This window comes from Niabella sp. CPT15-335-S11 (genome assembly GCF_058792415.1).
In genome coordinates this window covers 36,990-51,018 of record NZ_JBYTEI010000007.1, presented here as the reverse complement: position 1 = coordinate 51,018, position 14,029 = coordinate 36,990, and the positions used below count along the sequence as shown (strand labels likewise).

Below are 14,029 nucleotides of genomic sequence, written 5' to 3'. Positions count from 1 at the left end.
GGGTTCCGTTCAGTCAACCAAAGATTTTCTGATCCTAACCAATGTTTCCAGCAGCGGTTCCAGCAAATCAAGTCGCAGCATATTAGCGCCGTCGCTTTTCGCGATGGAAGGGTTGGGGTGGGTCTCAATAAACAATCCGTCAGCCCCTGCTGCAATAGCGGCTTTGGCAATAGTGCCGATCAGTTCGGGATTTCCGCCTGTCACTCCGCCCGGCTGATTGGGTTGCTGAAGACTGTGCGTGCAATCCATGACCACCGGTACGCCATGCGCTTTCATCCAGGGAATGTTGCGATAGTCAACAACCAGGTCGGTATAGCCAAAACTATTACCGCGATCCGTAAGAAGTATCTTATCATTTCCCGCGTTCCTGATTTTCTCCACGGCAAATTTCATAGCCGGCCCGCTCAGGAATTGCCCTTTTTTAATGTTGACCACTTTTCCCGTTTTTGCGGCTGCTTCCAGCAGGTCCGACTGCCGGCATAGAAAAGCGGGGATCTGCAGCATATCCACAAATTCAGCAGCCATTGCTGCTTCTTCATGGGCATGAATATCGGTGACAACCGGAATATCAAACTGCTCGCGTACTTGGCGCAGCAGACTGAGCGCTGCCTGGTCGCCGATACCTGTAAAGGACGCGGCGCTTGTCCGGTTCGCCTTCCGGTAGGAAGATTTAAATACAACGGGAATCTCCAAACGGTCACAAATCGATCTGATTCTTTGGGCTGTTTCCATGATCACTGTTTCGCTTTCCACTACGCAAGGCCCCGCAAGCAGAAAGAAATTATCCGCGTTGTATGATTGATTTTTAAATAGTTCCGATAAATACGTTTCCATCAGCCAAAGATAGAACTAAAGAAGAATTTTGGACATTAGATATTCAAGTTGACCCGTCTTCAACTCCGTTAATTGCAAATTCCTTTATTGTCAGCGTTAGCGCGAATACTATAGCCTTTTATTTTTGCTTACAGGTATAAGTGGTTTTCGCACGCTTTACTTCCGAACTAAAACAATAATCTTTAATTACAATTTCCGTTTACATCACAGCTCGGGCCCTCTGTCATTTCTAATTTTATTTCAGGATTTTTCTCCCTCCATTCAGAAAAAGACTTGGATAAAGTCTCCGAAAATGCCTGTGGCGGTTGTGCACCGGAAACGCCATATTTTCTGTCAAAAACAAAAAACGGTACGCCCCTCACTCCAATATACTGCGCTTCCTGAATATCCTGTGCCATTTGGTATTTGTACTGGTCGTCGGTAAAAGCAGCCTGCAATTCGCCTTCGTCCAAACCAACCTCTTTTCCCAATTGAGTCAGGACGCCGGTATCGGCCAGATTTTTTCCTTCGGTAAAATGAGCCTTGAACAGACGCTCTTCAATTTCGTTGCCCAAATTTTTGGTTTTAGCAAATTGTATCAAATAATGTGCTTTTCGCGAATTGACCATCACCGATTGTTCCAAATGATATTCTAATCCGGCTTGTTTGGCCATTTCGGTAACGTGTGTCAACATCCCCTGAATCTGTTCCCGACTCATTCCTTTGTGTTTTACCAAATAGTCTTCCTGACTTTCGGTAGCTACTTCGGGAAGCGATGGGTCTAACTGAAAGCTTTTCCATTCAACTTCGATGTTTTCTTTGTCAGGAAATTGCGCAAACGCCGTTTCAAAATTTCGCTTTCCGATGTAACAGAACGGACACATTACATCACTCCAAATTTCAATTTTCATCATGTTTACCTTCTTTTATATTTGTGTAAATATTACTATGTTTTTTGTTTATTTTGCCACAATTGCAGGCACCAAATACCAGTTGTTCAATATAGCCTGTTGCATCACGGGCTCCCAAATATTATATAACTACAGGATATTTTTCGGTTGATTTGCTCACTTGATCCAACAATGCCAGATCTGCCGAGTCCAATTTCAGCGACGTACACGACAGCAGTTGATGTAATTGTTTTACGGAAGTTGCACTGGCTATTGGTCCTCCAATATTAGGCTGCGCAGAAAGCCAAGCCAAAGCTACGGTTGCCGGAACGGTTTTGTGTTTTTCAGCTATTTGGTCTAATGCTTTTAAAACATTCAATCCCTTTTCATTCAGGTATTTCGTAGCCCCCTGTCCTCGCGGACTCTTGTTGAAATCAGCTTGTGATCGATACTTCCCACTCAGGAACCCTGCGGCCAAGGCATAATACGGAAACACGGATAAGTGGTGCGCCTCAGCGATCGGGGCATAATTGGTTTCGTAATCTTGCCGTTCAACTAAATTATATAACGGTTGCAGCGCCTGATATTTGGGTAGATTGTTCCTTTCCGAAAATTCCAGCGATTCCTTCAAACGCTCAGGTGAAATATTGGAAGCCGCGATATATTTTATTTTACCCGATTTTATCAGCTCAGCAAAGGCAGTCAGGGTTTCCTCTACCGGGGTTTTGCCATCGTCATAATGCAAATAATACAGGTCAATGTAATCCGTTTGCAGTCTTTTCAACGACTTCTCAACACCTTCCATAATGTGCTTACGGCTGGAATCGATTTCGCTTGCTCCGATTGGTCCGCCTACTTTTGTAGCAACAACCACGTCGTTCCGGTTGCTTCGTGCTTTCATCCAGTTTCCGATAATGGTTTCTGACTGACCCCCAACACCTCCATTCGCCCAATGTGAATACATATCCGCCGAATCGACAAAATTGAATCCTGCTTCGACGAAAGCATCCAATATTTCAAAAGATTTTTTCTCGTCTAAGGTCCATCCGAAAACGTTACCTCCTAAATTAAATGGTGCTACTTCTAAATCTGTTTGTCCTACTCTTATTTTCTTCATTTTTACGTTTATAGAATTATTAATTACTTTTTATTGATTGATCTCGGTTACCTGTTGTTGACCCTGCTTGTTTTACCTAACAGAAACTGTAAATCTTTGGTTCTGATTATGACTGATTTCGTATCTCTGCTGTTTGATTTTTGTAACAAGTACTATTACATTTAAGTTCAAAATTTTTTAGTCGAATTGTTCTACAAAAGCTTTCAGCGATTTTTCTTTCAGGGCATTAACAACAATTTGGTCGGTTTCGTTAAATAGTTGTTCCAATTCTTTATTGATTTCCCGGGCGATAGGGCACTTGGTGTCTGTGCATCTGTTTTTCTTTCCAAGAACATTGGAACTTTTCACGGCATTAAAAATATCCGCCATCGAAATTTCACAGCTCGACACATGTAGTGCTGAGCCGCCCTCTTTCCCTTTTTTACTTTCAACCCAACCCAATTTGTGTAAGACGGAAAGCTCCTTTCGGACCATTGCCGGATTGATACTGATGCTCTCCGCGATCGAGTCGGAGCTCAGCCATTTGCCAGGGCTTTTGTCCAAAATTGTGAGGATATGAATAATCGTTGCAAACCTTGTATTGTTCATAATCCACAAAGGTACGATAAATTTCCAATTGTAACAAAAAGTATTACAATTATGGTTTTGATTATTCAGAGGAGCACAATAAATAAAGAAGACTGAATGTTCCTGCAGTGAACTTGTTCGGTTTTGCCTTCGGCGTTCTATTTTCCATCACTGACCGCCCGGATCGTTTTACAGGGATTGCCTGCGGCCACAACGATTCCAATATACATCTGCCGTTTCCCGGAGCTTAACTATTTTTTAAGGATTGCATCAGTGCGTAAGTCTCCTTCGCAATCTGCAATTCCTCATTGGTGGGGACTATCAGTATTTTAACTTTACTTCCGGCCGCCTGAATTTCCACGGGCCCTTGAGGATGGTTCTTAGCGAGGTTGGCTTCTTCATCCAGTTCAATACCAAGCGCATCCAGATTCTTACAGGCATGTGAACGGGTAAGTGCATCGTTTTCTCCCAGCCCCGCAGTGAATATCAGCGCATCCACGCCATTCAGCACAGCCATATAGGAACCGATATATTTCCGGATGCGATAACCATACATTTCATAGCAGAGGGCCGCGTTCGCATCGCCCTTTTCCAGTTTGGCCCTCACATCACGCGCATCACTGCTGCCCGCCAGTCCGAGCATACCGCTCTGTTTGTAAAGCATGTTCTTGATTTCAGCCAGACTCATATTCATCTCCTCGTTCATATGAAATATGATGGAAGGATCTACGTCTCCGCTTCGCGTCCCCATGATCAGGCCGCAAAGTGGACCGAATCCCAGGGAAGTGTCCATACTGTGACCGTTCTCATCTACGGCGGTCATACTGGAGCCATTGCCTAAATGGATGGTCAGCGCTTTTAATCTGGGATTGTCCAGATACTTCCTGGCTTCCTCATAAACGTACTTGTGGCTGGTGCCATGAAAGCCGTAAACGCGAATGCCGTCTTCTTTATAAAATTTTTCCGGAATAGCATACCGGTAGGCATGTTCGGGGATCGACTGATGAAAGGCCGTATCGAACACAGCCACCTGAAGTGCTTGTGGAAAGTATTTCTCGGCGGCTTCAATACCTGTGATATTTGGCGGATTGTGCAATGGGGCAAGTGGGATCAGCGCCCGGATTGTTTTTTTCACCTCGTCTGTGATCACCTGCGTTTCAGAAAATTTTTCTCCACCATGTACTACGCGGTGTCCAACAGCGGTAATATCGCCCGGACCTGAAATTACCCCGATCTCGGGATCAGTCAGCAGGCCGGAGATCGTTTCAAACGCTACGCTATGGTCCGGCAAATCCTTATCAATAACCTCCTTAAATTCTTTTTCACCACGGGTGCACTCGTGTTTGATCCTTCCATCGGCTATGCCAATTCTCTCGGCCAACCCCTTTGCCAGTACGGCCCTTGTTTCTATGTCAAACAACTGATATTTCAGCGATGAGCTCCCCGCATTAATAACTAATATATACATAAATAAACTAATAAATATTATCGAATTCGTTTGATCATCTTCGGGATACTTCCCTCAGTAATTCCGCCAAAAATATCATGATTTGCCAGATATCAGGCAGTTACTTTTTGTAATCATTCTCCCGTAGACTGAATCGCGGTGATAACTACGGTATTATAAATATCATCGATGGTTGCTCCCCGGCTGAGGTCATTGATCGGTTTGTTAAGCCCCTGCAACATTGGCCCTACCGCTAATGCACCCGTTTCACGCTGCACCGCTTTATAGGTGTTATTCCCTGTGTTCAGATCGGGAAAGATCAATACGTTTGCCTGGCCCGCTACCGGCGAATCGGGCATTTTGCTTCTGCCAACTACCGGATCAACGGCAGCGTCATACTGGATCGGTCCCTCTACTAAAATATCGGGACGGTTTTGTTTTACCAGCGCGGTTGCTGCCCGTACTTTTTCCACATCTTCTCCGGTACCGGATGAACCGGAAGAGTAGGACAACATGGCCACTTTAGGGTTGGTGATACCAAAGGTCCTTGCTGAATCTGCCGATGATATGGCAATTTCTGCCAGTTGCTCAGAAGTAGGATTAGGAACAATCGCGCAGTCGCCATAAACCAGCACACGGTCATCGAGCAACATAAAGAAAACAGAAGACACGGTATTAAAGCCCGGCTTTGTTTTTACAAACTGCAAAGCGGGTTTGATGGTATGGGCCGTTGTATGCATAGCTCCAGATACCATCCCGTCTGCATCTCCCTTGTAGACCATCATCGTTCCAAAATAGGAGGCGTCCAACATCAGGTCCATGGCTGTTGCCAGTTCCATGCCTTTGGCTTTACGCAGTTCGTAAAGTGTCTGGTAATAATCTTCATATTTTTCGCTGTTCAGTGGATTTACGATCCTGATCCGGTCTTCATCCCAGCTAAGCCTGAGCATGGTGACCCTTTCCATGATCGTTTCCTTATCCCCAAGTATGGTCAGGTATCCCAGCTTATCGTTTGCCAGTTGAGAAGCGGCTGTCAGGATACGGTCATCCCCACCTTCGGGCAGCACAATATGCTTTTGGGCTCGTTTAGCCATCATCAGCATATTATACTGAAACATCCTCGGTGTCAGATTTTCAGTCTTCACAGAATTGATCTTGCTATTCAGGGCTTCCACGTCTACAGCAGACTCAAACATGTCAATACTGAGTTTTATCTTATACTTGTTACCTGCGTAAATCTTGGCTTTGATGGCTGCGATCCTGGTCGCGGTTTCAAATGTACCCGTATGGACGGCGAGGATCGGAATAGTTTTCTGAGGCCCGTCGATCAGATCGATGACCGACCTGTCTGGCAGAAACCCACCTGTCAGAACCAGTCCGGCTACATTAGGATAGTTGCCCGACAGGTTCGCTAGCATAGAACCTACGATCAGGTCGGCCCGGTCGCCGGGAATTACGCAAACGCAATTATCGCTGACCCGTGTCAGGTAATTGCTCAGTAACATTGCACCAATTATAGACTGTTTGGCGATCACTTCCATTTTATCAGCGCCAAACAACACGTGGGCGTTCAGGTGCTGTGCGATCTCTTTTACGGTCGGTTTCCCCAATTCTTCGTTGTCGGGGATGGCGTAGACTTCAATGCTTGAATGCAGGCGTTCGGAAACCTTTTGTTTAACGTCCGCGAGGTTCTTATGGCAACGGCTGACGAAAGCGCCTATTACATTTACATCTTTTTCGATAAAGGAATTGACCTCCACCACCGTGTGGTTTACCAGTTCGGCGAGCGTTTCAAACGTATCTTTGACCACGAGCAGCACGGGAATTCCCAGGCTGCGGGCGAGTGATCCGTTAAAATCGACTTCAAAAATGGATCCTTCCTCATTAAAGTCGCTTCCTTCAACCAATACGAAATCAAATCTTTCTTTTAAATCATTATACTTTTCAATAATTCCTTCATAAATCTCGTTGATCTTTCCCTGATTCTGGTAGGCAGTGAGTTCATTTCTGGAAAACGCAAAAGCTTCGTCGTAAGTCATATTTAATTTGAAATGACTCAGGATCGTATCTATATGGTTGTCTTTTTCTTCTTTGTTCTCAATCAGGGGTTTGAAATAGGCAACGCTGGTAGTCGTACGCTGCAGCATTTGCATAAGCCCCAGACTAATTACCAGTTTCCCACTTTGAGAGGAAGGTGTAATAACAAACACTGATCGGTTCATCTGTAAATTTTTTTTGATTTTGGTGATTGTAACCCCCGAAAAGAAATAAAATCAGTATTTTGACTCGATCCGGGCGATTACAAGGCATTTATAGGATTATATTTGCTGGCGCAAAATTAAATAATTGCTTGCAAGATTCGAAGAATCGGGGAGGGATAAATACTGACATTTATCATGTTGTCTCCTGAAATTTGAGGTTGTAAACAAAAACCACTATATAGGAACTGATTATGGTAAAGGAAAAAATTCTTGTCATTGGGGCATCCGGGCAGATTGGCGTGGAACTAACGCTTGCATTGAGAAAAATCCACGGTAACCACAACGTCGTGGCTTCCGATCTCAGGGAGGAAAATGAATTATTGAAAGGAACGGGGCCTTATGTCAGCCTCGATGTGATGAATAGAGAAATGCTGCATGTGCAGGTAATCCGGCAGAACATCACCCAAATTTATTTGCTGGCAGCCATGCTTTCTGCGAAAGGCGAGAAAAATCCCAGTCTGGCCTGGCACCTGAATATGCAGGGATTACTCAACGTATTAGATATCGCCAGGGAAGAACAACTGGATAAAGTGTACTGGCCTTCTTCAATTGCTGTATTCGGTCCAACATCCCCACGGGAGAATTGTCCTCAAAAAACGATCATTGAACCTACAACGGTTTACGGGATCAGCAAGTTCGCCGGCGAATTCTGGTGCAACTATTATAACCTGAAATACGGTGTTGATGTGAGGAGCCTAAGGTATCCGGGACTGATCTCCTATAAATCTGAACCCGGAGGAGGAACGACGGACTACGCTGTTGAAATATTTCATGATGCAGTGGAAGGGCGAGCGTTCAATTGTTACCTGCGTGAAGACACCTTCCTGCCCATGATGTATATGCCTGATGCAATACGTGCCACGATCGAACTAATGGAGGCGCCCGAAGATCTGATTACCGTCCGGACTTCGTACAATTTATCATCACTGAGTTTCTCACCCCGAGAAATTACAGCCGAGATCAGAAAACATTTGCCGGGGTTTGAAATTGTTTATAACCCCGACTATCGCCAGGGGATAGCGGACAGTTGGCCGCAGAGTATTGATGATTCAGTTGCCCGGAAAGACTGGGGATGGAAGCCGGAATATGATCTTTCCCAAATGACCATAGAAATGCTCAAATACCTGCCGGCAATCCTGAGTAAGCAAAATCAATGATGAACGGTATCACCACCCAAATATCTCCGGATTTACTGAATTAAGTCAGGGGAGACGTACAAAAAAACTACGATTCCCCCGCCTGTTCTACTTATAATTCCCGGATCCAAATATTGCGGAAGCTCACAGGATTACCGTGATCTTGCAACAAAATGGGTTCTTTGTCGCCATGTGGCATATTCGTGGCAATACCGATGTATTGGGTAGCGCCCCAGATGGTTGCATTGTTCTGGATGAGGACGCCATTATGGAAAACGGTTATGCGACCCTGCGACTTCACCGTGCTGTCGGCACTGAATCTTGGCGCTGTGAAAACAATATCATAAACCTGCCATTCACCCGGTTGCCTGGAAGCATTAACGAGCGGCGCTAATTGTTTGTAAATGGAACCAGCCTGTCCATTACTGTAAGTGCGGTTCTTATAACTGTCGAGCACCTGAAGTTCGTAATGGCTCATCAAAAAAATACCGCTGTTGCCACGGCCCTGACCTTCGCCTTTCACCTCAGAAGGAGTACGCCATTCAATGTGTAACTGGCAATCACCGAATTTCTGCTTGGTACGTATCGCACCTGTCCCCCTGACAACGGTCATAGCGTTGTTTTCCACATTCCATTTTGCAGGGCTGCCGTCTTTGTCACTGACCCAGGCAGATAAGTCTTTCCCGTCAAATAGACGGATGGCGTCCGAAGGCGCGTCAGAACTGGATTTACCGGGCGTAACTATCCTGGGTTCGGGCTGCCATACTTCGGTGATCCGGGGTTCGCCCTGCTGGGCATAGAGTTGTGAGCATTGAACCAATGCTAAGAAAATAATCGCCTTTTTCATGTGTCAATTTTTATTAAATGGATATATTCAGAAATTTTGGGCGCACAAAATTAGTGATTTGTCGAAAACCAAATAATAAATATATACTGGCAGGGGAAAATTAAATGATGGAAAAACTCCTGAAACGTTGCAAAGGCAAGTTCCCGACGTTCACCGTTTCCACTTCAGCTCTGGAGGGTCCCTTTTTGCACCAATCTATGAATTGTTCAAGATGAAATATATCACCCGTTGCGATGATCTCCACTGATCCATCCCGCAAATTCTGGACGGTCCCGGTGATATGGTTCTGAATGGCTGCCCGCTGTGCTGAAAGTCTGTATGCGACACCCTGCACTAGGCCATAGATGTTTATTCTTTTCGTTTCCTGCATAGTTGTTCTGTTCGTTTCGCGCATCTTCGGCGGCTGAAACCGACTTAAAAATAATATTTTAAACCGTAAAAAATTTCGGGGGTTATGAAGAAAGATCAATTCGTCCGCGGAACTATACCCGGCCATCAAGTATAAAGACCAATGAGTCTGTGATTTTTTTTGCAGGACCTGTTCCCGGGGAGGGATAAGTTTTGAGGTTAAGTGATTGGTCAAAACGGCATTTCGCCGACCAGCTCCTCCAAATATTTTTTGTCCGTTTCATCAAAATGCGCCGGCAGTTCACTGTCGGCATCCAGGACCGCAACAACTTCACCTGCCCGGATAACCGGGACTACTATTTCGGACTTTGACAGGCTGCTGCAGGCGATATGACCTGGAAAGGTATCCACATCGGTGACTATCAGGGTGCGGGCTTCCTTCCACGAGGTACCGCAAACACCCCGGCCTTTTTGAATCCGCGTGCAGGCTACAGGTCCCTGAAAGGGCCCTACCACCAGTTCGTCATTTTTGACCAGGTAAAAGCCTACCCACCACCAATTGAATTGTTCCTTCAGCGCGGCAGCAATATTTGCCAGGTTTGCTGTAAGGTCATTTTCTCCTTCAGTGAGCGCCCTAATCTGGGGTAGCAACGACCGGTACTGGTCATCTTTAGTGCCCTCCGAAATAGTCAGGTCCTCGGACATATTATCCTAATTTAATCACTTTCAAGTGAATTTTTTTTTAAGTTAGTTAGCCATATCAGGGTCTAGTTGAGTTGGGTGAGGGTCTTCCAGTTTTCACCCCGGATATTTTTACCCAGGAAGACGATCTGACCAACATGGTAAACAGCGTGGCACAGTTGTCGGTGGATGGCCTGGATTACGGACAGGGGCTTTGATCTGATGAAGACCGTTTTATCAAGATCCCCGCCGTTCAACTGTCCCAAACTATCAAACAATACCTTCCAGCCTTCCTCCCATAATTGCAGCAAGGCATCTTTGGAAAGGTCAGGTGATACGAACTCCGCATCCCTTTGGCGCCAGGGCTTTTCACCATCCTCAGTCAGGAAATTGGTCCACCGGCTTACCATATTTCCGTGCAGGTGTGTTATATTAACGGCGATACTATTATTGAATTTATCGGGGCTGAAATAAAATTCTTTTTCCTGAAGCTGCTCGAAGGTTCTCTCAGCTTTCAGTTTGTATTCTCTGAATTGCTCTATTGCACTGTCAAGTATAAGTTGTGGGTTCATTTTTTCTGTTTAGGTAATCAAGGTACATCTTTTTGATCCAATAGCGTTTGCTCAGGCTGCGGATAAATTTTCTATTGATGACAAAGCGCCCTTTTTCCATGCGAAGATGAGGTCGTAAGCTGTGGAAGGTCCTGTAGGTAAATTTGCTGACAGGATTACCGGAACGGTCTTTTAACCGGTAACCATACTTGCTGTTGCCGCTGATGGAACCACCTTCCAGCAAACCGAGGATTACTTCTTTTTGGAGTGGAGTCATATCAATTCCATTTATATCAACCAGAAATAATGCTGCAATTTATATAATATTCATTACTAAAAATTTAAACATCCTTAACGGTTCGCGGTAAGACCCAAATGGTCTGACTTGAGAGGAGACAGGTTAATAATTCGCTCGGATATTTATCCGTATTAATGTTTAAGTTTGGTCACCAAACAGTTTACCAATGAATAGTTTCCGTGTAAATGGGTGGTGGGTGCTTCTGTTGTTACTATCTATTACAGCCTGCCACAAGTCCACAGTCCCCATGAAAGATGTTTTCGCTAAAGGCGGAGACATAAGCTGGTTGCCTCAAATGGAGGCTACGGGCTATAAATTCTACGATAAGAATGGAACGCAGGGCGACTGTTTTAAGATCCTGAAAGATCTTGGATTCAACACAGTCAGGTTGAGGACCTGGGTGAATCCATCGGATAATATCTATAGTGGTCACTGCAGCACATCCGAGACAGTTGCTATGGCAAAAAGAGCCAGTAGCTGGGGAATGAAAGTGATGATCGACTTTCACTACAGTGATTCCTGGGCAGATCCTGGAAAGCAGATCAAACCTGCAGCGTGGAAAGGACTGAATTTCGATAGGTTAAAAGCAGCGATGTATGATTATACTGTAGGTGTCATGCAGGCTCTGAAGGACGCTGGTGTGCAACCCGAATGGGTACAGGTAGGCAATGAAATTCCGGGTGGCCTCTTATTACCAGACGGTAGTACAGATAATTGGCCCCAGCTTGCGCAGCTATTGAATACAGGTTATGATGCTGTGAAAAAGGTAAGTCCGGGTTCAAAAGTGATATTGCATGTGGATCAGGGCAACAATAACCAGCGGTTCAGGTGGTGGTTTGACAATGCCACCAATCAGAAGGTCCGGTATGATGTGATCGGTGTATCTTACTATCCTTACTGGCTTGAAGGCAAACCTGATTATACACTGTCGATTGAAGACCTGGGTTTCAATCTGAAGGATATGGCAGCGAGGTACAATAAGGAAGTGATGGTAGTGGAAGTAGGTGGCGAGGATACAAAAGTGCAGAATACCTACGATATGCTGGTTGCAGTGATTAAAAAAGTCAGAGCTGTGCCCGGCAAAAAAGGAACCGGGGTCCTGTATTGGGAGCCTGAAGGAGCCCGTAGCTGGAGCAGGTACCCGCTCAGTGCCTGGGGTGATGATGGCCGCCCGACTCATGCACTGGACGCATTTTTAGAAAAATGAGGAAGAGACGATAGACATTAGATGTTAGACGTTAGAGGATAGATATTAGACGTTAGACGACAGATGCTAGATATTAAATAATATTAATATATAGTATATTTCAATATCCTGAAGCGCTGTCATCACCGCGATGATCCGCAATAGCTTCAAACGTACCATCGGCCAATATACGGATCAGTTCAGTCCGGCTGTACGGCCTTCGCGCCTGAACGTTATACCCCATTTCCCTGAGCGATTTTGCGGTTTCGGGATCGAATCCATTTTCGATATCGATCCGGTCGGGCAGCCATTGGTGATGAAATTTAGGTTTATTGACAGCCTGGCTGGCAGTCAGCCCGAAATCGATAATATTCAGGATCGTTTGAAATACAGATGTCGGAATGGTTGTACCGCCCGGCGTACCCAAAACCAGGTAGGGTTTCTTATCGCATAAAACCAGGGTCGGCGTCATAGAACTGAGCATCCTCTTGCCCGGTGCAATGGCGTTTGCCCGGCCGCCAGTAGCCCCATACATATTTGGTGCACCAGGTTTGGCGCTGAAATCATCCATTTCATTATTTAATAAAAACCCTGCCCCCCCAACAACGGTCCTGCACCCGTACCCGCCATTCAGCGTAGTGGTTACAGCCACTACATTGCCTTCATCATCAGCAACACTGATATGCGTTGTTTCTTCAGACTCATAACCGGGGATAAGACCGGCTCCGGTCTGCCGGCTGCTACCCGCCTTTCTTACCGCATAATCCTTCATCCGGTTTTTCAGATAAGTCTCATCAGTTAGCTCCTTGACGGGCACCTGGTAAAAATCCGCGTCACCCATGTATTTAGCCCGGTCTGCATAGGATCTTCTCTCTACCTCGGTCATGAGCTGCACGGCAGCGGGTGACTGAAAGCCCATTAGGTTAAGCGGATAGGGCTCTATCATCTTCATCATCTGGTTTAGCAATAAGCCACCGCTGCTGGGTAGGGGCATGCTGACAATCTCGTATTCCCGGTACGTGAATTTCAGGGGTTGACGCCATTTGGCCCGGTAGTTTTTGAGGTCGTCTTTGGAGATCAGACCATTTCCCCGGTTCATTTCATCGACAATCAGGTCTGCCGTTTTTCCCGAATAAAATCCGGCCGGACCCAGATCCCGGATCCGTTTCAAAGTTTTGGAAAGATCTTTTTGCACAAGCGTATCACCTTTTTGCCAAGGCACCGCTTTTACAAAAACAGGAGGGACACTATTGTATTTTATAAAGTCATCGTGCGCTGCATTCAGACTTTCTGCTTCCGCCAGTGTGATCGTAAAACCGCCTTCTGCCAGATCGATCGCCGGCTGGATCAGTGTTTTCATCGGCAGCCGCGCATAGCGATGGGCGTCAAACAAACCTGCTACTGTTCCTGGTACGCCACATGCGAGATGCCCGAATAGACTTTTACCCTTGATAATATTTCCGCTGTCATCGCTATACATATCCCGCGATGCCCCGCCCGGCGCCGTTTCCCTGTAATCAAGCGCGACTGTTTCGTCATTTTTTAACCTGGCAACCATGAACCCGCCTCCGCCTATATTACCAGCCCCTGGGTAAACCACAGCAAGTGCCCATTGCGTGGCAATAGCAGCATCGATGGCGTTTCCGCCCCTTTTTAACATCGCGAGACCAGCCTGACTGGCCAGCGGGTGAGCAGAAACAACGGCACCCTGCCTGACTAATATTCGTTTTTGAGAATGGTAGTGAAAGGAATAGTTGGGATCAAGAAGTGTTTTTGACGATTGACATGAAATGACCAGCACGATTGACAACAGAGAAAAGCAATATCGCGTCGTTTGGTCTTTCATTTGAGTCTTTTAGCGGAGGAACTAAATATCTTTCGTTATTT

At 45.8% G+C, this 14,029-nt stretch carries 14 protein-coding genes; 2 read left to right on the top strand and 12 right to left on the bottom strand.

Annotated elements, in window-relative coordinates:
- Nucleotides 1–9: 9 nt before the first annotated feature.
- The 6 genes from kdsA to pta all read right to left on the bottom strand — a co-directional run bounded on the left by kdsA (nt 10) and on the right by pta (nt 7,056).
- The gene (kdsA, locus tag AC3WS5_RS14900) at nt 10–834 is read right to left on the bottom strand and encodes a 3-deoxy-8-phosphooctulonate synthase (RefSeq protein ID WP_492468199.1); all 825 of its coding nucleotides are present in this window, start codon (nt 832–834) and stop codon (nt 10–12) included.
- Nucleotides 835–1,016: 182 nt separating this feature from the next.
- Nucleotides 1,017–1,727 (bottom strand): DsbA family oxidoreductase, encoded by a 711-nt coding sequence (locus tag AC3WS5_RS14895; protein WP_492468198.1) that lies wholly within the window; start codon nt 1,725–1,727, stop codon nt 1,017–1,019.
- 118 nt (nt 1,728–1,845) lie between these two features.
- Entirely contained in the window at nt 1,846–2,820 is a 975-nt protein-coding gene (locus AC3WS5_RS14890; protein WP_492468197.1) for an aldo/keto reductase, read from the bottom strand.
- Between the two features lie 177 nt (nt 2,821–2,997).
- A complete protein-coding gene (locus AC3WS5_RS14885) occupies nt 2,998–3,408 on the bottom strand; it encodes an Rrf2 family transcriptional regulator (RefSeq protein WP_492468196.1) in 411 nt (136 codons plus the stop codon).
- A gap of 226 nt (nt 3,409–3,634) precedes the next feature.
- A complete protein-coding gene (locus tag AC3WS5_RS14880) occupies nt 3,635–4,855 on the bottom strand; it encodes an acetate/propionate family kinase (RefSeq protein WP_492468195.1) in 1,221 nt (406 codons plus the stop codon).
- A 113-nt stretch (nt 4,856–4,968) separates the two neighbouring features.
- Entirely contained in the window at nt 4,969–7,056 is a 2,088-nt protein-coding gene (pta, locus tag AC3WS5_RS14875) for a phosphate acetyltransferase (RefSeq protein WP_492468194.1), read from the bottom strand.
- A gap of 230 nt (nt 7,057–7,286) precedes the next feature.
- On the opposite strand from pta, the gene AC3WS5_RS14870 reads away from it, so the two are divergent.
- On the top strand, nt 7,287–8,252 hold the full coding sequence (locus AC3WS5_RS14870; protein ID WP_492468193.1) for an NAD-dependent epimerase/dehydratase family protein: 966 nt from the start codon (nt 7,287–7,289) through the stop codon (nt 8,250–8,252).
- Nucleotides 8,253–8,343: 91 nt separating this feature from the next.
- Here AC3WS5_RS14870 and AC3WS5_RS14865 read toward each other — a convergent pair whose 3' ends face one another.
- The 5 genes from AC3WS5_RS14865 to AC3WS5_RS14845 form a co-directional block, all read right to left on the bottom strand.
- Nucleotides 8,344–9,078 carry a 3-keto-disaccharide hydrolase gene (locus AC3WS5_RS14865; protein ID WP_492468192.1) on the bottom strand — a complete coding sequence of 245 codons (735 nt, stop codon included), beginning with the start codon at nt 9,076–9,078 and terminating at the stop codon, nt 8,344–8,346.
- 100 nt (nt 9,079–9,178) lie between these two features.
- Nucleotides 9,179–9,448: an acylphosphatase gene (locus tag AC3WS5_RS14860; RefSeq protein ID WP_492468191.1), complete on the bottom strand. Its 270-nt coding sequence runs from the start codon at nt 9,446–9,448 to the stop codon at nt 9,179–9,181.
- Between the two features lie 209 nt (nt 9,449–9,657).
- Nucleotides 9,658–10,131 carry a GAF domain-containing protein gene (locus AC3WS5_RS14855; protein ID WP_492468190.1) on the bottom strand — a complete coding sequence of 158 codons (474 nt, stop codon included), beginning with the start codon at nt 10,129–10,131 and terminating at the stop codon, nt 9,658–9,660.
- A gap of 62 nt (nt 10,132–10,193) precedes the next feature.
- Complete coding sequence (locus tag AC3WS5_RS14850) at nt 10,194–10,679, bottom strand: DUF1572 family protein (protein ID WP_492468189.1); 486 nt, start codon at nt 10,677–10,679, stop codon at nt 10,194–10,196.
- Nucleotides 10,657–10,935: a hypothetical protein gene (locus AC3WS5_RS14845; RefSeq protein ID WP_492468188.1), complete on the bottom strand. Its 279-nt coding sequence runs from the start codon at nt 10,933–10,935 to the stop codon at nt 10,657–10,659. Before AC3WS5_RS14845 ends, AC3WS5_RS14850 begins: the two co-directional genes overlap by 23 nt.
- A 187-nt stretch (nt 10,936–11,122) precedes the next feature.
- Here AC3WS5_RS14845 and AC3WS5_RS14840 point away from each other — a divergent pair, with 187 nt between their 5' ends.
- On the top strand, nt 11,123–12,163 hold the full coding sequence (locus AC3WS5_RS14840; protein WP_492468187.1) for a glycoside hydrolase family 53 protein: 1,041 nt from the start codon (nt 11,123–11,125) through the stop codon (nt 12,161–12,163).
- 100 nt (nt 12,164–12,263) lie between these two features.
- On the opposite strand, the gene ggt is transcribed toward AC3WS5_RS14840, so the two are convergent.
- Nucleotides 12,264–13,988, bottom strand: coding sequence for a gamma-glutamyltransferase (gene ggt, locus AC3WS5_RS14835; RefSeq protein ID WP_492468186.1), 1,725 nt, complete (start codon nt 13,986–13,988; stop codon nt 12,264–12,266).
- Between the last annotated feature and the right edge of the window lie 41 nt (nt 13,989–14,029).